Raw genomic sequence first — 19,527 nt, 5'->3', positions numbered from 1 at the left:
AAATGCGATTAATTGTGGGAGCGGGCTTGCTCCGGGCGGCGTTCCGACGAAGGGCGCGACGCGGTCTCGATCAATAAAACATCGACCGCGATTCTTCCAGCGCCCTGCATTGCACCTCGTTCTCCAGATCGATTCCCAGCTTCTTGAGCGCCGGCACGCTGGACGCGTCGATTCCGCCAAGCGGGTGGTCCGTGCCCCTGTAGCAAAACAGGCACGCCACCTGCACCAGGTCGACATAATCGACCCGCACCGACTGGCGCTCGAAGTCCAGGTACTTCCCGGGCAACTGCATCAGCATCTCCGGAAACTCCCAGACCCTGAGCAGTTTGTCGCCGATCAATGGATGGATCTGGTCGATCACATGGTTCAGGCTGATCGAGTCGGACAACAGTTCATTGTGTTCTTCGGCGTAGGTCAGGATCGGCAGCACGCCGATCTGATGCACCAGCCCGCCGAGTGCGGCCTGGTCGGGTTTGAGTTGGGTGTAACGGCGGCACAGCGCGTAACTGATCCCGGCGATTTCCAGGCTTTTGCGCCAGACGTCGCGCATTTTCTGTTCCACGACCTCGGAGCGGGCATGGAAAATCTGCTCCATCACCAGGCCGATCGCCAGGTTGCTGCTGTAATTGACACCCAGGCGAGTGATCGCCGTGTGCAGGTCAGTGACTTCCCGGGTCGCGCGCAGCAGCGGGCTATTGACCACTTTGATCAGGCGCGCCGACAACGCGGTATCCCGGGCGATCACTTTACTGAGGGTGCTGACGCTGATTTCCGGGTCTTCGGCGGCCTTGCGAATCTGCAAGGCCACTTCCGGTAACGTTGGCAGAACCAGGTCATCGTTATCGATGGCCGCAACCAAATCCTGTTGGACCTTATCCGCCAGATTGCTCATTTCGTATCTCTGGGTATTGCGACAAGTGCTGCATTCAGCGCTGGATTTCGCGATCGCGATCCAGTTGATAAGGCAGGTCGAGCAGGTGCAGGGCGGGCCCTTCGAGCGCGCCCAGATGAATATCGCCACCTTCTGCTGCTTCGGCCTGCAGCACCGCCAGGAGTTCAATGTTTTGCGCGGTGCGGGCGGCCAGCACCACTTCGCCAATAGCGCTGCCATGGGTCGGCGAAAACAGCGGCGTACCGGGTTGCGGCAATTCCCCGGCATCCAGGCTCAGGCGATACAAGCGGCGCTTGAGTTTGCCCAGGTACTGCATCCGCGCAACGATTTCCTGGCCGGTGTAACAACCTTTCTTGAAGCTCACACCACCGACTGCCTGCAGGTTAAGCATCTGCGGGATGAACAGTTCACGCGTGCCCGGCATGACCTGACCGATGCCTGCGCGGACCTGGCCCAGCAGCCACTGATTCAGATCGCCTTCGGCCAGCAGCGCCGAGAGTTTGCCCTTGAGGACGTCCGCTTGATCGGCGGGGGCCCAGAGTTCGACGCGATCAGGGGAAACGCGGATGGCAACCAGCCCGCCATTGCGCACGACGCTGTCGGTTTCTGCCGGCAACTCAAGGCCCAGGCCGCGCAGTGCGGCATCGCCCTGCTCGATGCCGAAGCGCACCCAGGCGGCGCTTTCATCGGTCAGTTTCGATTTGGAGAACACTGCGTACTTTTTCAGGTCCGCCAGTTGCGGTTCCAGCAGTTCGGTGGCCATGGCCATCAGCACGCCGTCACCTTCGAGCAGGATGCGGAAACTCGACTGCATCCGGCCTTTCTGCGTGCAGCGCGCGCCAAGGCTGGCCCGGGTGTCGCCCAGGTAGTCAAGGTTGCAGGTCAACTGACCTTGCAGGAATTTACCCGCATCCGCGCCGCGGACCGCGAGAACGCCTTCGTGAGACAGGGTGCAGAAAAAAGCAGAATCGGCCATGGGTCATCGCAGGATAAAGAGTCTGGGGGACATCATAAGGGGGCGCCCATGAAATGGGTAGTTCACAAAAGACCCTGTTGCCCGACCAAAGCCGAGTGTTCGACCGAGCATGGGGCTGTATACTTGCCGCCTATTTGAGGAGCGCTCCATGGTCGAAGCTGTTGAACTGAATCGCCTCTACTGGCACAGCCGTCGCGGCATGCTTGAACTTGACGTGTTGCTGGTGCCGTTCGTGAAAGAGGTTTATCCGCACCTCAACGAAGTTGACCGTGCCTGCTACGTCAGGCTGCTCGAATGCGAAGATCAGGACATGTTCGGCTGGTTCATGGAACGCGCCGAATCGGAAGATCCGGAGCTGCAGCGCATGGTGCGCATGATCCTGGATCGTGTCCAGCCCAAGTAACTCGTTCGAATGCCGCTGGCAGGCCTCACGGCAGCTGCTGGCGGTGTATCTGTCGGCCCAGCTGTTCGCGCTGGCTGCGTTGTTTCTTCTGTCTATACCGCTCTGGGCCACTCTGCTCGGCGCTTCGCTGTGCGTGGCTCATGGCGTGTGGGCGTTGCCACGGCAGATTCTGCTGACGCATCCCCGGGCGTTTCGCGGCTTGCGTCGCGATGGGGATGGCTGGCAACTGTGGAACCAGGCAGCGGGCTGGCAACCGGTGCAACTGCGGCCGGACAGCCTGGCGCTGCCCTTGATCGTGGTGCTGCGTTTTCGCCTGCGGGGTGAGCGGTATGACCGATCGATCTGTGTGCCCCGGGACTCGCAGGCGGCGGATCTGCACCGACGCCTGCGGGTCCGGCTCAAGTTCAGTCGACGTAGGTGGGCGGCACCAGAATAGTGTCCAGGGCATCTGGCAGCATGTTCGGGTAGTCGAGGGTGTAATGCAGGCCGCGACTTTCCTTGCGCTCCATGGCTGACTGGATCATCAGCTCGGCCACCTGGGCCAGGTTGCGCAACTCGATCAGGTCGCGACTGACCTTGTAATTGCTGTAGAACTCGTCGATTTCGTCCAGCAGCAGTCGCACACGGTGCTGGGCCCGTTGCAGGCGCTTGTTGGTGCGCACGATACCCACGTAGTCCCACATGAATCGCCGCAGCTCATCCCAGTTGTGCGCAATGATCACGTCTTCGTCGGAATCGGTGACCTGGCTCGCATCCCAGACGGGCAGGGCGACAGGAATCGACACCAGGGGCAATTGCTCAAGAATGTCCGCCGCCGCCGAGCGCGCATAAACGAAGCATTCCAGCAGGGAGTTGCTGGCCATGCGGTTGGCACCGTGCAGGCCGGTGAAACTGGTCTCGCCGATGGCGTACAGGCCTGGCACGTCTGTGCGGCCCTGCTGATCGACCATCACGCCGCCGCAGGTGTAGTGCGCCGCCGGAACCACCGGAATCGGTTGCTTGGTGATGTCGATGGAAAACTCGAGGCAGCGCTCGTACACCGTCGGGAAATGAGCCTTGATGAAGGCTTCGGGCTTATGGCTGATGTCCAGATAAACGCAATCGACACCCAGGCGCTTCATTTCATGGTCGATGGCCCGGGCGACGATGTCCCGGGGGGCCAGTTCGGCGCGTGGGTCGAAGCGCTGCATGAAGCGTTCGCCGTTGGGCAGCTTCAAATGCGCACCCTCGCCGCGCAGGGCTTCGGTGACCAGGAAACTCTTGGCTTGCGGATGATAGAGGCAGGTGGGGTGGAACTGGTTGAATTCCAGGTTCGCCACCCGGCAGCCGGAACGCCAGGCCATGGCGATGCCATCACCACAGGCGCCGTCGGGGTTGCTGGTATAGAGGTAGACCTTGGCGGCGCCGCCGGACGCGAGGATCACAAAGCGCGCACCGTAGGTGTCGACTTCTCCGGTGCCCCGATTGAGCACGTAGGCGCCGAGGCAACGGTCGCCTTCAAGGCCCAGGCGTTTTTCGGTGATCAGGTCGATCGCGACCCGCTGTTCCAGCAGTTCGATGTTCGGTCGCTGCCGGGCCTTGTCGAGCAAGGTCCTGAAAATCGCGGCGCCGGTGGCATCGGCGGCATGGATGATGCGCCTGTGACTGTGACCCCCTTCACGGGTCAGGTGAAACTCGAAGCCACCGTCCTCGGTGCCTGACTGTTCGTCGCGAGTGAACGGCACGCCCTGGTCGATCAACCATTGAATCGCCTCTTTACTGTGCTCGACAGTAAAGCGCACGGCGTCTTCGTGACACAGGCCGCCGCCGGCATTGAGCGTGTCATCGACGTGGGATTCAACGGTGTCGGTGTCATCCAGGACGGCTGCGACGCCGCCCTGGGCCCAGAACGTCGAGCCATTGGCGAGGTCGCCTTTGCTCAGGACGGCGATGCGCAGATGATCGGGCAAGGTCAGCGCAAGGCTCAAGCCGGCAGCGCCGCTGCCAATTACCAGAACATCATGTTGAAACTGTTGGCTCATTTCAGGATTCCGCTCAAAGCGACCCGGGTCGGGGTTGGCGCATGACACCGGGGTCGGCGAGTCAAGACAGCCACTCAGCCCACTAGTATATAGAGGGGGGGAGCGGCACAATAGCCGAGCCTGTATGGCATTGTGAAACTACTGTGACGTAAAAAAGGGGACGCTTCGTCGGATGCTTTCTCCTCCGGTTCGGCGACGACGGCACTGTATCGTGGATTTAACACTCTTTTTCGCTCCACGGTTGCACAATGTCGGGTTGGTACGGCTATAAATATTTGAACTTTTGCCAAAGGCCCAAGATCAATAGACGGTTGCCTGAATCAAGGGACAGTGTCGGCTTCTGTGTTGGATCGTGGTCTGGTCCTTACCGGCGAAACCGATGACAAGATTATTCGCGCAGCCGGGTTAACTCGCGCTGCGCTTTTCGTGCGTGCCAAATCAGAGCCCGCAGGAAACTTGCTTGGAGGGGGAGAACTTTTGCGAAAAGCCCGAGTCTATGTTTGCAAGCCTGGTCGTTTAGTCATGCAAGCCTCCTCCGAGCTTATCGAGGAGTGTTCATGCTAACCCAGGAAGAGGATCAGCAGCTGGTCGAACGCGTTCAGCGCGGCGACAAGCGAGCTTTCGATCTGCTAGTGCTGAAATACCAGCACAAAATTCTCGGGTTGATCGTGCGATTCGTGCACGACACCCATGAAGCCCAGGATGTGGCACAGGAAGCCTTCATCAAGGCGTACCGTGCACTTGGAAATTTTCGCGGAGACAGCGCGTTTTATACGTGGCTTTACCGCATCGCCATTAACACGGCGAAAAACTATCTGGTTTCACGCGGCCGCCGGCCGCCTGATAGCGATGTCAGTTCCGAGGATGCAGAGTTCTACGATGGCGATCATGGCCTCAAGGATCTCGAGTCGCCAGAGCGTGCATTGCTGCGCGATGAGATCGAAGGCACTGTCCATCGAACCATCCAGCAACTTCCAGAAGATTTGCGTACGGCTTTAACTTTACGTGAATTCGATGGTCTGAGTTACGAGGACATTGCAGCCGTCATGCAATGTCCGGTGGGTACCGTGCGCTCCCGGATCTTCCGCGCTCGGGAAGCCATCGATAAAGCCCTGCAGCCGTTGTTGCAGGAAAACTGAAGACAGCGGCGATAGCCAAGAGAGGAACGCCATGAGTCGTGAAGCCCTGCAGGAATCGCTGTCCGCGGTGATGGATAACGAAGCGGACGAACTGGAATTGCGTCGGGTACTGAATGCCTTTGACGATGTTGAAACCCGTGAAACGTGGGCTCGTTATCAAATCGCTCGGGCAGTGATGCACAAGGATCTGCTGCTTCCACGCCTGGACATTGCCGCGGCAGTTTCCGCTGCGTTGGCGGAAGAAGCGGTACCGGCAAAAGCTTCCCGTGGTCCATGGCGCAGCCTGGGTCGCCTGGCAGTCGCCGCTTCGGTCACCGTTGCAGTATTGGCAGGTGTTCGTCTGTACAACCAGGACGAGATCGCCGGTGTCGAACTGGCCCAGCAATCCACTCAGCAAGGCCTGGCCGCTCCTCAGGTCAAGGGTCCAGCTGTTTTGGCAGGCTATAGTGAGAGTTCGGATGCCACCGGTCCCATGGCCAATGGCGTATTGCAAGGCCAGCCAGGCTGGCACGATCAGCGTTTGCCAGGCTACTTGCGCCAACATGCTCAGCAGGCCGCACTGAAAGGTACTGAAAGCGCGTTGCCGTACGCTCGTGCAGCAAGTCTGGAAAACCGTTAAGGAGGACCATGCGCTCCATACCTCTACTTACGCTTCTGCTCGGTGGCTGGTTCATTGTTCCAGCCCATGCCGATGAAGCCCAGGACTGGTTGACCCGTCTGGGCCAGGCCGAGCAACAGCAAAGCTTTCACGGTACATTCGTCTACGAGCGTAACGGTAGTTTTTCTACCCACAACATCTGGCACCGCGTCCAGGATGGCAAGGTCCACGAGCGTTTACTCCAGCTCGATGGCTCGGCCCAGGAAGTCGTGCGCATTGATGGACAGACTCAATGCGTCAGCGGCACCCTGATTGCAGGACTCGGGGACACCCCGAATTCCACTGCTCGTGCACTCGATCCTCAAAAGCTCAAGAATTGGTATGACCTTGCCGTCATTGGCAAGTCGCGTGTGGCCGGGCGTTCGGCAGTGATCATTTCCCTGACGCCTCGAGACCAGCATCGCTATGGATTCGAACTGCATCTGGATAAAGAAACCGGCCTGCCTCTCAAGTCATTGTTGCTCAATGACAAAGGGCAGTTGCTGGAGCGATTCCAGTTCACGCAGCTCGATACCACTGACATGCCGGCAGACAAAGACGTGCAGCCGGGCGATGACTGCAAGGCCGTTGCTGTCGTTAGCGACAAGGCCTCCGCCGCCAAGGTTGCCCAGGCCTGGCATTCGGACTGGTTGCCGCCCGGTTTCGAGCTGACCAGCAGCACCACGCGCAAGGATCCCGAGACCAAGGCGCAGGTCAATAGCCTGATGTATGGCGACGGCCTTGCCCGTTTCTCGGTCTTTCTAGAGCCATTGAATGGCGCAACCGTCATCGATACTCGCGTCCAGTTAGGCCCTACCGTGGCTGTATCCCGACGCTTGAGTACCTCTGAAGGCGAAATGATGGTCACCGTGGTCGGTGAAATTCCCGCCGGCACCGCTGAACGCATTGCGCTGTCCATGCGTAGCGATAGTGCTGCCACCAGCAAGCAGTGAACTGACTTCGGCGATTTTCACTTCGTCGGCCAGACGTCGAAATGTTTGCTGAGCATTTTCATTTGCAAATATCCCGAAAATTTTTTATAGGTCAGAGCATCTCGGCTCTGGCCTTGTTTGTTGTTCCCGGAACAAAAATGCCGACCTGTCGTGACCGGTGTTTTATGCTCCATATCGCTTAACCCTGCTCGTCGTAATGGGAGCTGTATGTCGATACTCAGTTTGAAGTCTTATCTCTCCGTTGTTGCCACCGTCCTGGTGCTTGGCCAGGCGGTTCCTGCGCAAGCGGTCGAACTGCCTGATTTTACGCAGTTGGTCGAGCAGGCCTCGCCGGCGGTCGTGAACATCAGTACCACGCAGAAACTGCCAGACCGAAAAGTGAACGAGCAGATGCCCGACCTTGAGGGCTTGCCGCCGATGCTGCGTGAGTTCTTCGAGCGCGGCATGCCGCCTCAACCACGTACGCCACGGGGTGATCGTCAGCGTGAAGCCCAGTCCCTGGGGTCGGGGTTCATCATCTCGTCCGACGGCTACATCCTGACCAACAACCATGTAATTGCCGATGCCGACGAAATCCTCGTCCGCCTGGCTGACCGCAGCGAATTGAAAGCCAAGCTGGTCGGCACCGATCCGCGTTCCGACGTGGCCCTGCTGAAAATCGAAGGCAAGGACCTTCCGGTGCTCAAGCTCGGTAAATCCCAGGACCTGAAGGCCGGCCAATGGGTAGTGGCGATCGGCTCGCCGTTCGGTTTCGACCACACTGTGACCCAGGGCATCGTCAGCGCCGTCGGTCGTAGCCTGCCGAACGAAAACTATGTGCCGTTCATCCAGACCGACGTGCCGATCAACCCGGGTAACTCCGGTGGTCCGCTGTTCAACCTGGCGGGCGAGGTAGTAGGGATCAACTCGCAGATCTACACCCGTTCCGGCGGCTTCATGGGCGTGTCGTTCGCGATTCCGATCGACGTGGCCATGGACGTTTCCAACCAGCTGAAAACCGGCGGCAAAGTCAGTCGTGGCTGGTTGGGCGTGGTCATTCAGGAAGTGAACAAGGACCTGGCCGAGTCGTTCGGTCTCGAGAAGCCTGCCGGTGCGCTGGTAGCGCAGATCCAGGATGACGGCCCGGCGGCCAAGGGTGGCCTGCAAGTCGGCGACGTAATCCTGAGCATGAACGGCCAACCGATCGTCATGTCTGCCGATCTGCCGCACCTGGTCGGCGCGCTGAAGTCCGGCTCGAAGGCTGATCTGGAAGTGATCCGCGAAGGCAAGCGCAAGAATGTCCAGCTGACGGTGGGCGCTATTCCCGAAGAGGGCAAAGAGCTGGACGCCCTGCCAAAATCCAGTGTCGAGCGCAGCAGCAATCGCCTGGGCGTTGCCGTGGCCGAGCTGACCGCCGAGCAGAAGAAAACCTACGACCTCAAGGGTGGCGTGGTCATCAAGGAAGTTCAGGACGGTCCTGCTGCCCTGATCGGCTTGCAGCCTGGCGATGTGATCACTCACCTGAACAATCAGGCGATTGGCTCCACCAAGGAGTTCACCGACATCGCCGAGGCACTGCCAAAGAACCGTTCGGTATCGATGCGGGTTCTGCGTCAAGGTCGCGCCAGCTTCATCACCTTCAAGCTGGCTGAATAGTCCGGTTGTCGGAATGTAGGAATGTAGGAATGTAGGAGCGAGCTTGCTCGCGATGGTCTCAAGGGCGACGCGTTCATGCAGAAAGAACGCGTTATCGTTGACGTCCATCGTCGGAACGCCGCCCGGAGCAAGCTTGCTCCTACAAAAGGCAAGACATGTCAGTTGTTGCCAGCATAAAAAAACCGCCTCGAAAGGGCGGTTTTTTTACGCGTTCGCAAAAGCGTCAGCCCATCATGTCCTTGATCATGCGCTCCTGCTCCATCAACTCCCGTTGCCGCGCGTCGATCCGCGACGACAACGGGAAGTTGGTGCCGGCCTTGCGCTTGGCGAAGTCCAGTTGCTGAATGGCCTGGCGGTAGTCGCCGACCAGGGCGAAGTATTCGGCGCGGGCCTGGTGCAGGCCAATGATGTTGCCCGACAAACCACGGGTCTCGGCCACCATGTACCAGACGTCCGGATCGTACGGCCGATTCTTGAGCAGGCTCTCCAGGGCTTTCTCCGCTTCGGGCGCCCGGTTTTGCTTGAGCAGCAAGTCGACACGCACTGAGTTGAGCGGATAGTTGCCCGGATACTGGGTCAACATCCGGTCCACCCGGGACTGAGCATCGGGCAGCCGATTGTTGGTGATGTCCAGATCGACCTGGGCCAGGTTATAGATGATCTCGTTCGGCGACTTGGCCAGCAGCGACGCCAGGTTTTCCCGGGCTTCGTTCAACTGGCCACCCTTGATCTGGGCGATTGCCAGGCCGTAACGCGCGACATCGTTTTTCGGATTTTCATCCAGCTGGGCACGGAAGCGCTTGGCCCCCAGGCCCGGGGTTTCTTCGTAGATCAGTTGGACCCGGGCACGAATCAGCTGGTAACGCATGCTGTCTTCAATACCGCCCGGCTTGGCCTGTTCGGCACGGTTGCGGGTGTCGGCGATCCGCGATTCGGTCACCGGGTGAGTCAGCAGGAATTCCGGTGGCTTGGCGTCGAAGCGGTATTGGCGCGACAAGCGCTCGAACATGGTCGGCATCGAGCGCGGGTCGTAACCGGCCTTTTCCAGATTGAGGATGCCGATACGGTCGGCTTCCTGTTCGTTCTGCCGCGAGAAGCGTCGCTGTTCCTGGATCGCCGCCGCCTGCGAACCGGCAATGGCGGCGATCCCGGCATCGCCGGCGCCGGCAGCGGCAATCACGATCCCGGCCAGCAGGGCGGCCATCATCGGTACCTGCATCCGCTGTTGGGCTTCGACGCCACGGGCAAAGTGGCGCTGCGACAAGTGAGCCAATTCGTGAGCCATGACCGAGGCGTATTCGCCTTCGGTCTGGGCATTGAGGAACAAACCGCCGTTGACCCCGACAATGCCCCCCGGTGCCGCGAAGGCGTTGAGCTGCGGGCTGTTGATCAGAATGAATTCCAGGCGCCGGTCATTGACCTGGCTGGTCTCCACCAGGCGGTAGACGCTGGATTCGACGTAGTCCTTGAGCTGTGGATCGTTTAGCTGGGACACCTGGCTACGTAACATCGCCAGCCAGGCCCGGCCCAACTGGTGCTCCTGTTGCGGCGAGACGATGGCAGAACTGGCGTCGCCGAGTGACGGCAGGTCGTCGGCGAAGCCCGGAGAGGCGAGCAGGCAAGCGAGCGTCAGCAGGGTAGGGCGCAGAAATGTCATGCACAAAGCCTTAGTCGACAAAGACCTTACTGTAGCCGGACAGTACGCTCGGGACCAGATATTCTAAGCCCCTTAACCACCTGACCGGAGTGATGCAATGACCGACGCTGTAGCCCATGACGCCGAACTCGACGCCAGCGGCCTCAATTGCCCGCTACCGTTACTCAAGGCCAAGCTGGAACTCAATCGCATGGCCAGCGGCGCGGTGCTCAAGGTAATCGCCACGGATGCGGGCTCGCAGCGCGACTTTCGCACCTTTGCCCGATTGGCCGGTCATACGCTGCTGCGCGAAGAAGATGAGGCGGGTGTTTACCGCTACTGGTTGAAAAAAGCCTGAACCCGCTGCGTTCGTTTCTAAGGGATTATTGATGTTCAAGGTGTTACGCGACTGGATTCAGCGTTATTTTTCCGACGAAGAAGCCGTGGTGCTTGCCGTGCTGCTGGTGCTGGCGTTCACCGCGGTACTGACGCTCGGTGGCATGCTCGCGCCGGTGCTCGCCGGGATGGTGCTGGCGTATCTGATGCAGGGCCTGGTGGCGACGCTGGAGCGCTTGCGTGTGCCGGGCGGCGCGGCGGTCGGGCTGGTCTTTGCGTTATTCATGGGGCTGCTGCTGGTGTTCATCGTGGTCGTGGTGCCGTTGCTCTGGCATCAGTTGATCACCTTGTTCAACGAACTGCCCGGCATGCTCGCCAAGTGGCAGTCACTGTTATTGCTGCTGCCCGAGCGTTACCCGCATCTGGTGTCCGATGAGCAGGTGCTGCGGGCCATCGAAGTGGCGCGGGGCGAGATCGGCAATTTCGGCCAGTGGGCGCTGACGTACTCGCTGTCGAGCCTGCCGCTGCTGGTGAACATCATGATCTACCTGGTGTTGGTGCCGATCCTGGTGTTTTTCTTTCTCAAGGACCGGGAAATGATCGGCCAGTGGGTGCGCGGTTACCTGCCTCGCGAGCGGGCATTGCTCACCCGCGTTGCCCGGGAGATGAACCGACAGATCGCCAACTACATTCGCGGCAAAGGCATCGAGATCGTCATTTGCGGCGGCGCGACCTACATCGGTTTCGTGGTGCTGGGGCTCAACTATGCGGCGCTGCTGGCGCTACTGGTGGGCGTGTCGGTGGTGGTGCCCTATGTCGGAGCCGTGGTGGTGACCGTGCCGGTGCTGCTGATCGCGCTGTTCCAGTGGGGCTGGAGCGATCAGTTCATCTATTTGATGGCGGTCTACGGCATTATCCAGGTCCTGGACGGCAACGTGCTGGTGCCGTTGTTGTTCTCGGAAGCGGTCAACCTGCACCCGGTGGCAATTATCTGCGCGGTGCTGTTGTTTGGCGGGTTGTGGGGGTTTTGGGGAGTGTTCTTTGCGATTCCCCTGGCGACGTTGTTCAAGGCTGTGCTGGATGCTTGCCCGCGAAGGCGTCCGAAAGGACGCCAAATAATCAGGCCTCGTTCAACGCCTGCGCCGCCGCCAGAACGGCATCCACATGCCCCGGCACCTTCACCCCGCGCCATTCCTGACGCAGCACCCCATCCTTATCAATCAGGAACGTGCTGCGATCAACCCCCATGTATTCCTTGCCATACAGCTTCTTCAACTTGATCACATCAAACAGCTGACACAGCGCTTCTTCCTTGTCGCTGATCAGCTCAAAGGTGAACGCCTGCTTGGCCTTGAAGTTCTCGTGGGATTTCAGGCTGTCGCGGGACACGCCGAAGACTTCGGTATTGGCCGCTTTAAAAGCGTCAAGCTGATCGCGAAAACCCTGGCCCTGGGTGGTGCAGCCCGGCGTGCTGTCCTTCGGATAGAAGTAGATGACGACTTGCTTGCCTTTCAGGTTGGCGAGGCTGACGGTCTGCCCATTGGTGGCGGATGCTTCGAAATCGGCAACCGGTTGGTCGATGGCAACGGCCATGAAAGCTTCCTTACATTGGGTTTTGTGGGCGCCACGGTTCGATCAGGGCGTCCAGGTTCAGCGCGTCGGCGAAGTCCAGGAACTGATCGCGCAGCCAGCTGATCTGCACGCCGGCCGGCAAGGTCACGGTAAACGTGGCATTGAGCATGGTGCCGCCGGTCTGGGGTGCCTGATAGGTGTCGCAGGTCAGGTTTTCCAGCTCGACGTTGTGGTCCATGAAAAACTGGCACAGCTCGTTGATGATGTCCGAGCGGTAGGCCGAGCTGACATAAGCGACGTACGGCAGCGCCTGGGGACGATTCTCCAGCGCCGCACTGCGCACCACATTGACGGTGAAGGCGTGCTTCTTGGCCAGGCTCGACAGGCTGCCTTCGAGGCGCGCCAGGGCGTCCCAGCTGCCGGAGATCTCAAGGACCAACGCACTGCACTCGCCATGACGGGTCAGGCGAGAGGTAACCACGGCGCAGCGGTTTTCATGGCTGGCGCGGCACAGGACGTTAGTCAGCTCCATGGGGTTGGCGCCGAGGGCACTGATGACAAGGAATTGTTCGCGAACTGTGGGGGTGGACATGCAGCATTCCTAAAGCGATGAGCGGTCGATACTTTTATGGGCTTTTTTTGCCGGGGCGAGCCTGCGGATGCGAATTCAAAAAACCCGAGCCGGAAGGTTGCAACCTGCTCCAGAGTGGCAAGAGCGAGGGGTGGCAACGCTGGATCGGGGCTTGTGATGCCGAAAATGGAGGCTGGAACCCGGCTTGCGAGCTTATCAGTACCGATCAAAGTCTGAAGGGTAGCGAAAAGCAGCGCCAAGGGGAATGGCAGCAGCGCAGTACTTCGCTTGTACAAGCATCTTGGCGCCAGTACCATTACCGCTCTCTTTTTCCGGCAGGAGCGGTTGCATGATTGCGGGCAGTATGGTGGCACTGGTCACACCCATGGATGCACAAGGTCGTCTCGACTGGGACAGCTTGAGCAAACTGGTGGACTTTCACCTGCAAAACGGCACCCACGCCATCGTGGCGGTCGGCACTACAGGTGAATCGGCCACCCTTGACGTGAACGAGCACATCGAAGTGATTCGTTACGTGGTGAAGCAGGTTGCAGGGCGCATTCCGGTGATCGCCGGGACTGGCGCGAACTCGACTCGCGAAGCCATCGAGCTGACCACCAATGCGAAGATGGCCGGTGCCGATGCCTGCCTGCTGGTGACGCCGTATTACAACAAGCCGACCCAGGAAGGCCTGTACCAGCACTTCAAGGCGATCGCCGAAGCCGTCGACATCCCGCAGATCCTGTATAACGTGCCTGGCCGCACCGCGTGCGACATGCTGGCCGAGACCGTGATCCGCCTGTCGACCGTGAAGAACATCATCGGCATCAAGGAAGCCACCGGCGACCTGTCCCGTGCCAAAGCCATCATCGATGGCGTCAGCAAGGACTTCCTGGTGGTATCCGGCGACGACGCTACCGCCGTCGAGCTGATGCTGCTGGGCGGCAAAGGCAATATCTCGGTGACCGCCAACGTTGCGCCGCGCGACATGGCCGACATGTGCAATGCCGCGCTGAAGGGCGATGCCGTCACCGCCCGCGCGATCCACGAAAAGCTGATGCCGCTCAATAAAACCCTGTTTATCGAATCCAACCCTATTCCCGTGAAGTGGGCGCTGCATGAAATGGGCTTGATGCCGGACGGTATCCGTCTGCCGCTCACCTGGCTCAGTGCTGCCTGTCACGAACCGCTGCGGCAGGCCATGCGCCAGTCCGGCGTCCTGGTTTAATTGAGGAAGCACTACGCATGAAGCGATTGGCCGGACTTTCCGCACTTGCCTTGATTATCTCCAGCACCAGTGGCTGTGGATGGGTCTGGGGCCCGGAAGGTTATTTCCGTGACCGTGGCAGCGATTACCTGGAAGCGCAACAGACTGCCCCGATGCAATTGCCGCCGGACGTCACCACCGCCAAACGTCTGGATCCACTGCTGCCGATCCCGCGCAACGTGGCCGACGACACCGCCAAGGGCGAATACGTCGTGCCGCGTCCACAGCCGCTGACCGCCGGAGCCGACGCCGCTGGCGCCTACTCGCTGCAGAAGACCGGTGACACGCGCTGGATCGTGGCCCAGAGCCCGCCGGCCGAAGTCTGGCCAGTGGCCGTGCAGTTCTTCCAGGACAACGGTTTCCGTCTGGACGAACAGCGCCCGCAAACCGGTGAATTCACCACCACCTGGCAACATTCCGATGAACTGTCGGCTGCGATGGCCAAGCGCCTGAGCGCCGCCGGTGTCGGCACTGACGGCGAAACCCGCGTGCGGGTCCGCATCGAGCCAGGCGTTCAGCGCAACACCAGTGAAGTCTATGTGGTCAGCGCCCAGCGTCCTGCCGGCAGCACCGCCGACGTGGCCTTCACCAACCGTTCGGTCAACACTGGCCTGGACGCGGCACTGGTCGACGACATGCTCGCAAGCATGAGCCGTACGTCGGAGAAGGGCGGTTCGGTCTCCATGCTGGCTTCCCGTGATTTCGATACGCCAAGTCGCGTCAGCCTGAGCGAAGACGGCAGCGGCAACCCTGTACTGAACGTCGGTACGGACCTGGATCGTGCCTGGTCAAGCGTCGGTCGTGCGCTGGAGCAGGGCGAATGGCGGGTTGAAGACATCAACCGCAGCCTGGGCCTGTACTACATCAACCTGGCGGAAAAAGCCGAGAAGGCAGACGACAAGCCTGGCTTCTTCAGCAGCCTGTTCGGCAGCGCGCCGGACAAGGAAGCCGTCGAAGCCCGTGCCGAGCGTTATCAGGTTCGCCTGAGCAAGGTTGGCGAAAACGTCCAGGTCACCGTCGAGAAGAACATCAACACCGTGGCGCCGGCTGACGTGGCGCGCAAAGTGTTGAGCGTGATTCAGGACAACCTGGGCTGATCTCATGCGTTTTGCCGTTCTCGGCAGCGGTAGCCAAGGGAACGGCACGCTGATAGCCAGCGCTGACACGTACGTGCTGGTGGATTGTGGTTTCTCCCTGCGGGAAACCGAAAAACGCCTGTTGCGCCTGGGTGTAAACCCGGCGCAACTGAGCGCGATACTCGTGACCCACGAACATGCCGATCATGTGCATGGCGTGGGTTTGCTGTCTCGGCGTTACAATCTGCCTGTCTACCTCAGTCGCGGCACACTGCGCGGGATGCGCAAACCGATTGAACCGGCCGGTCTCCTGGCGGGCGGCGAGCAACTGCAGATCGGCAACCTGAACATCGGTGTCATTGCCGTGGCCCACGATGCGCAGGAGCCGACGCAATACGTCTTCAGTGACGGTGAGCGGCGCTTCGGCCTGCTGACCGACCTGGGTTCCTATTGCAACAAGGTGCTGGACGGCTATCGGGACCTCGATGCATTGATGATCGAGTCCAACCATTGCCGTGACATGCTGGCTCGCGGTCACTACCCCTACTTTCTCAAGCAGCGGGTGGGCGGCGAGCTGGGACATTTGAACAACCACCAGGCGGCATTCCTGGTGTCCGAGTTGGGCTGGCAAGGCCTGCAACACCTGGTCCTGGCCCATCTGAGCAGCAAGAACAACCTGCCGCAGCTGGCCCGGCAATGTTTTGTCGACACCCTCGGGTGCGACCCGGACTGGCTGCAACTGGCCGATCAAGATTCAGGGCTCGACTGGCGACACATCGCCTAGCCCACCTACTTAGCAAGCGGAGCCCATCATGGAAAAACGTGAAGAACTCTACCGCGGCAAAGCCAAATCGGTTTACAAGACCGACGACGCTGACCGCTTGATCCTGCTGTTTCGCAACGACACCTCGGCGTTCGACGGCAAGCGCATCGAGCAGCTCGACCGCAAAGGCATGGTGAACAACAAGTTCAACGCCTTCATCATGCAGAAACTCGAAGCGGCCGGCGTGCCGACCCAATTCGACAAACTGCTGGGCGACAACGAATGCCTGGTAAAAAAACTCGACATGATCCCGGTCGAGTGCGTTGTGCGTAACTACGCCGCCGGCAGCCTGGTCAAGCGCCTGGGCGTCGAAGAAGGCATGAAGCTCAACCCTTACACCTTCGAACTGTTCCTGAAGGACGACGCCAAGGGCGACCCGTTCATCAACGAATCCCACGTCGTGGCCTTCGGTTGGGGCACCGCCGAGCAACTGGTTCGCATGAAAGAACTGTCGCTCAAGGTCAACGAAGTCCTGAGCAAACTGTTCGACGACGCCGGCCTGCTGCTGGTCGACTTCAAACTCGAATTCGGCGTGTTCAGCGACGGCTCCATCGTCCTGGGCGACGAATTCAGCCCGGACGGCTGCCGCCTGTGGGACAAGGCCACCGGCAAGAAAATGGACAAGGACCGCTTCCGCCAGGGCCTCGGTGACGTCATCGAAGCCTACGAAGAAGTCGCCAATCGTCTGGGCGTACCGCTTTAATCGACGCAAGCATCTGAAAGAACAGAAATATTTCGCTTAGGGGGTTCGCTTCCGGCGAAAGTGTTGTTATGATGCGCGCCGTTGGAGAGATGCCAGAGTGGCCGAATGGGACGGATTCGAAATCCGTTGTACCTTCACCGGTACCTAGGGTTCGAATCCCTATCTCTCCGCCATTACATAGAAAAGCCCCGTAGCTGAAAAGTTACGGGGCTTTTTCGTTTCTGTCGCTATGGCTAATAGCTTCGTTTCTACGAGGGCCAGGAAGGCTTAGCTCTCTCTGCCGGAAGCCTATGTTGCATAAGAGGGCGTAAATTCATTTGCGCTCGTGTGCGGGGCTCTGGAGTCGCTGGAGGGACAAGGCTCCGTATCCAATCGTCGTGCAATGACATCCAGCAAATCGTAGCCATCGCGTAACGGAATGCTGCAGAGCAATGCGAAGTCGCTAAGGATCACCGAGTCAGTGGTGATATCACCGCGCATTGCGAGATTTTCCAGAATTTGGGTGACGGCGCCAATTCGATATCTTGCCGTACTGAGCAATGAATGAAGAGGCTGCGTGGTATTCACGTACAGAGAAGGAAGGTCGTCGGCGTTGCTGGTTAAAGCCATATAGTCATTCATGGGTAAACTCCACTCTTTTATAGGTTTACCAACCTGACGTCGCCAAACGAAAGGGTGGCAACTGTGCGCAGGTTGGCGAACCGGAGTGGAAGCCGGCAGACCCGAAGGTCTCCCGCGCACAGCTGCCATAATGGCAACTCTACAGATGCAAAAACGCCTGCAACGAAGCAAACGCTTTTGCACCCCACTGCGGGTCGCCAAACCCGGTCGCCATTTGGGCGACGGGCGGACTATAAGCCGCCTGGCGAAGGCTGTGCAAGGGATTGGTGGGGAGGGGGTTTCCGGGAGTGATGTAGGACTTTGCTACGTTGCTTGACAGATGTTTGCGGTCGACAAAATTACCCTATACGAATCAAATCGGCTGTTTTGAAAATCAATCAGGTCTACTTGGCTTCCTGCTCACGCATCCCTTGGATGATCGTAGACGCAGACAAAACAAGGCGTAGCGGATTGTCCTTCGAGGGCACGAACTGCAGGTTCTGGTAGTAAGCTGCAGCAGCCTCATCTTTCGCATCAACAACGATGAAAGCCACGCCAGAATGCTTCGACACCGCGTACACGCGGCGAAAGAAATCAGCCATCAACCGCTGACCAAGCCCCTTCTTCTGCATGCTCTTGTCGACGGCCAGTCGGCTCAACAGCACTGCCGGCATCGGATACCGGGGCATTCTCTTTTTCATCTCATCACTGAGCTGATCGAGCGCTACAGCGGCGTTGGCCAGCGTGTAGTAGCCCAGCAAAATGCCGTCTTGCAGATACATGAATGTTCTGGAGACGTTACGCTTTTCGTCCTGGCTAGCCTGCTGGGCAATGTATGCATTGAGGGCCGGATGCACTTCGCAATCGAACGCAGTGCGATCAATCGACTTATCGAAGTCGACAGTGATGAAATCCATCGAAAACCCTTAGCGCAAGGCAAGCAGGTTGCGGAGCGCCTTGTTGGGCTCAGGGGGATTGTCGAGCATCTGGTATGCAGTATCAGCATCGAGCACCGTCATGCCCTCGAAATCAACAGAGTCGGAAAGCTGAGCCGACTGATCGTGCACAACGGAGCGGACGGCGAGTGCGTCGACGACTTTTTTCAGATCGCGAAGCTCGCGCTCCAGATTCTGAAGATGCGGGACTCGCGGAGCGCGAGGGGCTTTATATGCGCCCGTTTGGCTCAGAGCACTGCCGGCAAAAGCCTTTGCGGCTTGTCGCTCCACCACTTCATTTGCGAGCGAAGACACAGCCACAAAGCGACCGTCATCGCGGCGGGCGATGACAGGCGATTTCTTGGTTGCCGTTGGTGGCAGTTGTTCGTTCTGTGCTTGCTTAGTCACGGTGCTGCTCCTGTTGAATAGCAAGAATATCACAAACTGCTTGACACTCCGGGTTTTCGCAGTGGTCTCGACCCGAAATGCCCAGGGTATAAATCCTTCCCTTGGCGACCGGTGTGGACCCGCATGCCGGGCGATGTAGCAGGGACGTGGCCTATGAGATCGCCCCTATGCCGATTCTATTAGTTTTGTTTGAGGGATTTTCAGGGCAAAAGTCGCCTTCCACTCGGCAGCGCTGACCTGCGATGGCGCCAGCGAAGACGCCCGAGGGCCTTGGGCTGGGCACTAAATGCATACCCAAAAAAGCTGTACATGTTCTCTATTTATCGCGCAAAAACTATACATTGAGCTAGTCTTGTATAGTATTTCAAAAAAAGGTCGAGACGTTGATGAACGTGGCTGATTCCAGACGCTTTCTCGTACATCGTCGGTCGAGATGCTGGCTGTTCGCGCTAGTACTGGCCTTACCTGCCTGGGCGGATGGGAATCCCGCGCTGCCCGATGGGCGTCTGGTGGGCAGCGGCGACTTCACCTGGTTCGGCGTAAATCTATACACCGCGCGGTTGTGGAGCGCTGGGTTGCCGCTGACCTGGGATCAGCCCTTTGCACTCGAACTGACTTACCACCGTGCCTTTTCCAGGGACACGCTGGTGGAGGCCAGTCTCAAGGAAATGCGTCGCATGGCAGGGGCTCGTCCAGAGGACTCAACTCTCCAACGCTGGTCCAGTGAAATGCGTGGCGCCTTCGTCGATGTGCGGCCCGGAATGCGGATTACCGGGGTCTACCATCCAGGCTTTGGCTGCAGTTTCTTCGTCGACGGCCAGCTGCGTCGGCGGGTCGAGGACCCTGCATTCGCCCGCGCCTTCTTCGACATCTGGCTTGATCCGCGCACCCGGGATCAGCAATTGCGTCAACAACTGCTGGGGATAGTCGGGCCGGCGGAGTGA

Annotated in this window: 20 protein-coding genes, 1 tRNA gene and 2 pseudogenes; 14 read left to right on the top strand and 9 right to left on the bottom strand. The window is 59.3% G+C overall.

Annotation, left to right across the window (positions count from 1 at the left end):
• Positions 1-70: 70 nt before the first annotated feature.
• Both PMA3_RS22570 and ygfZ read right to left on the bottom strand, forming a co-directional pair.
• On the bottom strand, positions 71-892 hold the full coding sequence (locus PMA3_RS22570; RefSeq protein ID WP_064679260.1) for an HDOD domain-containing protein: 822 nt from the start codon (positions 890-892) through the stop codon (positions 71-73).
• A 34-nt stretch (positions 893-926) separates the two neighbouring features.
• The gene (ygfZ, locus tag PMA3_RS22565; RefSeq protein ID WP_064679259.1) at positions 927-1,868 is read right to left on the bottom strand and encodes a CAF17-like 4Fe-4S cluster assembly/insertion protein YgfZ; all 942 of its coding nucleotides are present in this window, start codon (positions 1,866-1,868) and stop codon (positions 927-929) included.
• A gap of 148 nt (positions 1,869-2,016) precedes the next feature.
• Here ygfZ and PMA3_RS22560 point away from each other — a divergent pair, with 148 nt between their 5' ends.
• Positions 2,017-2,271, top strand: coding sequence for an FAD assembly factor SdhE (locus PMA3_RS22560; protein WP_064679258.1), 255 nt, complete (start codon positions 2,017-2,019; stop codon positions 2,269-2,271).
• The gene (locus PMA3_RS22555) at positions 2,255-2,707 is read left to right on the top strand and encodes a protein YgfX (protein WP_064679257.1); all 453 of its coding nucleotides are present in this window, start codon (positions 2,255-2,257) and stop codon (positions 2,705-2,707) included. Before PMA3_RS22560 ends, PMA3_RS22555 begins: the two co-directional genes overlap by 17 nt.
• On the opposite strand, the gene nadB is transcribed toward PMA3_RS22555, so the two are convergent.
• Positions 2,676-4,292, bottom strand: a complete 1,617-nt coding sequence (nadB, locus tag PMA3_RS22550; RefSeq protein ID WP_064679256.1) for an L-aspartate oxidase — start codon at positions 4,290-4,292, stop codon at positions 2,676-2,678. The two genes, PMA3_RS22555 and nadB, sit on opposite strands and share 32 nt — an antisense overlap.
• Positions 4,293-4,849: 557 nt before the next feature.
• Here nadB and rpoE point away from each other — a divergent pair.
• The 4 genes from rpoE (at position 4,850) to PMA3_RS22530 (ending at position 8,656) form a co-directional block, all read left to right on the top strand.
• A complete protein-coding gene (rpoE, locus tag PMA3_RS22545) occupies positions 4,850-5,431 on the top strand; it encodes an RNA polymerase sigma factor RpoE/AlgU (RefSeq protein ID WP_007944079.1) in 582 nt (193 codons plus the stop codon).
• Between the two features lie 31 nt (positions 5,432-5,462).
• On the top strand, positions 5,463-6,050 hold the full coding sequence (locus tag PMA3_RS22540; protein ID WP_064679255.1) for an RseA family anti-sigma factor: 588 nt from the start codon (positions 5,463-5,465) through the stop codon (positions 6,048-6,050).
• Between the two features lie 8 nt (positions 6,051-6,058).
• The gene (locus PMA3_RS22535) at positions 6,059-7,021 is read left to right on the top strand and encodes a MucB/RseB C-terminal domain-containing protein (protein WP_064679254.1); all 963 of its coding nucleotides are present in this window, start codon (positions 6,059-6,061) and stop codon (positions 7,019-7,021) included.
• 207 nt (positions 7,022-7,228) lie between these two features.
• A complete protein-coding gene (locus PMA3_RS22530; protein ID WP_064679253.1) occupies positions 7,229-8,656 on the top strand; it encodes a DegQ family serine endoprotease in 1,428 nt (475 codons plus the stop codon).
• Between the two features lie 223 nt (positions 8,657-8,879).
• On the opposite strand, the gene PMA3_RS22525 is transcribed toward PMA3_RS22530, so the two are convergent.
• Entirely contained in the window at positions 8,880-10,313 is a 1,434-nt protein-coding gene (locus tag PMA3_RS22525; RefSeq protein WP_064679252.1) for a M48 family metalloprotease, read from the bottom strand.
• Between the two features lie 97 nt (positions 10,314-10,410).
• Between PMA3_RS22525 and PMA3_RS22520 the strand changes: the two genes are divergently transcribed.
• Both PMA3_RS22520 and PMA3_RS22515 read left to right on the top strand, forming a co-directional pair.
• Complete coding sequence (locus PMA3_RS22520) at positions 10,411-10,650, top strand: sulfurtransferase TusA family protein (protein ID WP_028621876.1); 240 nt, start codon at positions 10,411-10,413, stop codon at positions 10,648-10,650.
• A gap of 31 nt (positions 10,651-10,681) precedes the next feature.
• A pseudogene (locus PMA3_RS22515) lies at positions 10,682-11,731 on the top strand (AI-2E family transporter); the annotation flags it as partial.
• Positions 11,732-11,747: 16 nt separating this feature from the next.
• Here the strand turns inward: PMA3_RS22515 and PMA3_RS22510 are convergent.
• Both PMA3_RS22510 and PMA3_RS22505 read right to left on the bottom strand, forming a co-directional pair.
• A complete protein-coding gene (locus PMA3_RS22510; protein WP_064679251.1) occupies positions 11,748-12,221 on the bottom strand; it encodes a peroxiredoxin in 474 nt (157 codons plus the stop codon).
• Between the two features lie 10 nt (positions 12,222-12,231).
• The gene (locus PMA3_RS22505) at positions 12,232-12,792 is read right to left on the bottom strand and encodes a glycine cleavage system transcriptional repressor (RefSeq protein ID WP_019692529.1); all 561 of its coding nucleotides are present in this window, start codon (positions 12,790-12,792) and stop codon (positions 12,232-12,234) included.
• Positions 12,793-13,120: 328 nt separating this feature from the next.
• Here PMA3_RS22505 and dapA point away from each other — a divergent pair, with 328 nt between their 5' ends.
• From dapA to PMA3_RS22480, 5 genes are all read left to right on the top strand, one after another.
• Entirely contained in the window at positions 13,121-13,999 is an 879-nt protein-coding gene (dapA, locus tag PMA3_RS22500) for a 4-hydroxy-tetrahydrodipicolinate synthase (protein ID WP_064679250.1), read from the top strand.
• 17 nt (positions 14,000-14,016) lie between these two features.
• Positions 14,017-15,135 carry an outer membrane protein assembly factor BamC gene (bamC, locus tag PMA3_RS22495; RefSeq protein WP_064679249.1) on the top strand — a complete coding sequence of 373 codons (1,119 nt, stop codon included), beginning with the start codon at positions 14,017-14,019 and terminating at the stop codon, positions 15,133-15,135.
• Between the two features lie 4 nt (positions 15,136-15,139).
• Positions 15,140-15,898, top strand: coding sequence for an MBL fold metallo-hydrolase (locus tag PMA3_RS22490; RefSeq protein WP_064679248.1), 759 nt, complete (start codon positions 15,140-15,142; stop codon positions 15,896-15,898).
• 28 nt (positions 15,899-15,926) lie between these two features.
• Positions 15,927-16,640, top strand: a complete 714-nt coding sequence (gene purC, locus PMA3_RS22485) for a phosphoribosylaminoimidazolesuccinocarboxamide synthase (protein ID WP_007898671.1) — start codon at positions 15,927-15,929, stop codon at positions 16,638-16,640.
• A gap of 83 nt (positions 16,641-16,723) precedes the next feature.
• Positions 16,724-16,813, top strand: a tRNA-Ser gene (locus PMA3_RS22480).
• Between the two features lie 184 nt (positions 16,814-16,997).
• On the opposite strand, the pseudogene PMA3_RS22475 reads toward PMA3_RS22480, so the two are convergent.
• The 3 genes and pseudogenes from PMA3_RS22475 to PMA3_RS22465 all read right to left on the bottom strand — a co-directional run.
• A pseudogene (locus PMA3_RS22475) lies at positions 16,998-17,261 on the bottom strand (short-chain dehydrogenase); the annotation flags it as partial.
• Between the two features lie 383 nt (positions 17,262-17,644).
• A complete protein-coding gene (locus PMA3_RS22470) occupies positions 17,645-18,157 on the bottom strand; it encodes a GNAT family N-acetyltransferase (protein ID WP_064679247.1) in 513 nt (170 codons plus the stop codon).
• A gap of 9 nt (positions 18,158-18,166) precedes the next feature.
• A complete protein-coding gene (locus PMA3_RS22465) occupies positions 18,167-18,583 on the bottom strand; it encodes a hypothetical protein (protein WP_064679246.1) in 417 nt (138 codons plus the stop codon).
• Positions 18,584-18,969: 386 nt separating this feature from the next.
• Here PMA3_RS22465 and PMA3_RS22460 point away from each other — a divergent pair, with 386 nt between their 5' ends.
• Positions 18,970-19,527, top strand: coding sequence for a chalcone isomerase family protein (locus tag PMA3_RS22460; RefSeq protein ID WP_082930396.1), 558 nt, complete (start codon positions 18,970-18,972; stop codon positions 19,525-19,527).

This window comes from Pseudomonas silesiensis (genome assembly GCF_001661075.1).
Classification (GTDB): Bacteria; Pseudomonadota; Gammaproteobacteria; order Pseudomonadales; family Pseudomonadaceae; genus Aquipseudomonas; species Aquipseudomonas silesiensis.
Note: the sequence above shows the minus strand (reverse complement) of the source record. Positions and strands in the feature narration are given on the sequence as shown.

What these genes read in the sequence shown, in the direction of transcription:
- rpoE (WP_007944079.1), top strand. Translation starts at nt 4,850, where the DNA reads ATGCTAACCCAGGAAGAGGATCAGCAGCTGGTCGAACGCGTTCAGCGC.
- PMA3_RS22535 (WP_064679254.1), top strand. Translation starts at nt 6,059, where the DNA reads ATGCGCTCCATACCTCTACTTACGCTTCTGCTCGGTGGCTGGTTCATT.
- PMA3_RS22520 (WP_028621876.1), top strand. Translation starts at nt 10,411, where the DNA reads ATGACCGACGCTGTAGCCCATGACGCCGAACTCGACGCCAGCGGCCTC.
- PMA3_RS22490 (WP_064679248.1), top strand. Translation starts at nt 15,140, where the DNA reads ATGCGTTTTGCCGTTCTCGGCAGCGGTAGCCAAGGGAACGGCACGCTG.
- PMA3_RS22470 (WP_064679247.1), bottom strand. Translation starts at nt 18,157, where the DNA reads ATGGATTTCATCACTGTCGACTTCGATAAGTCGATTGATCGCACTGCG.
- ygfZ (WP_064679259.1), bottom strand. Translation starts at nt 1,868, where the DNA reads ATGGCCGATTCTGCTTTTTTCTGCACCCTGTCTCACGAAGGCGTTCTC.
- PMA3_RS22510 (WP_064679251.1), bottom strand. Translation starts at nt 12,221, where the DNA reads ATGGCCGTTGCCATCGACCAACCGGTTGCCGATTTCGAAGCATCCGCC.
- nadB (WP_064679256.1), bottom strand. Translation starts at nt 4,292, where the DNA reads ATGAGCCAACAGTTTCAACATGATGTTCTGGTAATTGGCAGCGGCGCT.
- PMA3_RS22530 (WP_064679253.1), top strand. Translation starts at nt 7,229, where the DNA reads ATGTCGATACTCAGTTTGAAGTCTTATCTCTCCGTTGTTGCCACCGTC.
- PMA3_RS22570 (WP_064679260.1), bottom strand. Translation starts at nt 892, where the DNA reads ATGAGCAATCTGGCGGATAAGGTCCAACAGGATTTGGTTGCGGCCATC.
- PMA3_RS22525 (WP_064679252.1), bottom strand. Translation starts at nt 10,313, where the DNA reads ATGACATTTCTGCGCCCTACCCTGCTGACGCTCGCTTGCCTGCTCGCC.
- PMA3_RS22560 (WP_064679258.1), top strand. Translation starts at nt 2,017, where the DNA reads ATGGTCGAAGCTGTTGAACTGAATCGCCTCTACTGGCACAGCCGTCGC.
- PMA3_RS22460 (WP_082930396.1), top strand. Translation starts at nt 18,970, where the DNA reads ATGAACGTGGCTGATTCCAGACGCTTTCTCGTACATCGTCGGTCGAGA.
- PMA3_RS22540 (WP_064679255.1), top strand. Translation starts at nt 5,463, where the DNA reads ATGAGTCGTGAAGCCCTGCAGGAATCGCTGTCCGCGGTGATGGATAAC.
- bamC (WP_064679249.1), top strand. Translation starts at nt 14,017, where the DNA reads ATGAAGCGATTGGCCGGACTTTCCGCACTTGCCTTGATTATCTCCAGC.
- PMA3_RS22505 (WP_019692529.1), bottom strand. Translation starts at nt 12,792, where the DNA reads ATGTCCACCCCCACAGTTCGCGAACAATTCCTTGTCATCAGTGCCCTC.
- dapA (WP_064679250.1), top strand. Translation starts at nt 13,121, where the DNA reads ATGATTGCGGGCAGTATGGTGGCACTGGTCACACCCATGGATGCACAA.
- purC (WP_007898671.1), top strand. Translation starts at nt 15,927, where the DNA reads ATGGAAAAACGTGAAGAACTCTACCGCGGCAAAGCCAAATCGGTTTAC.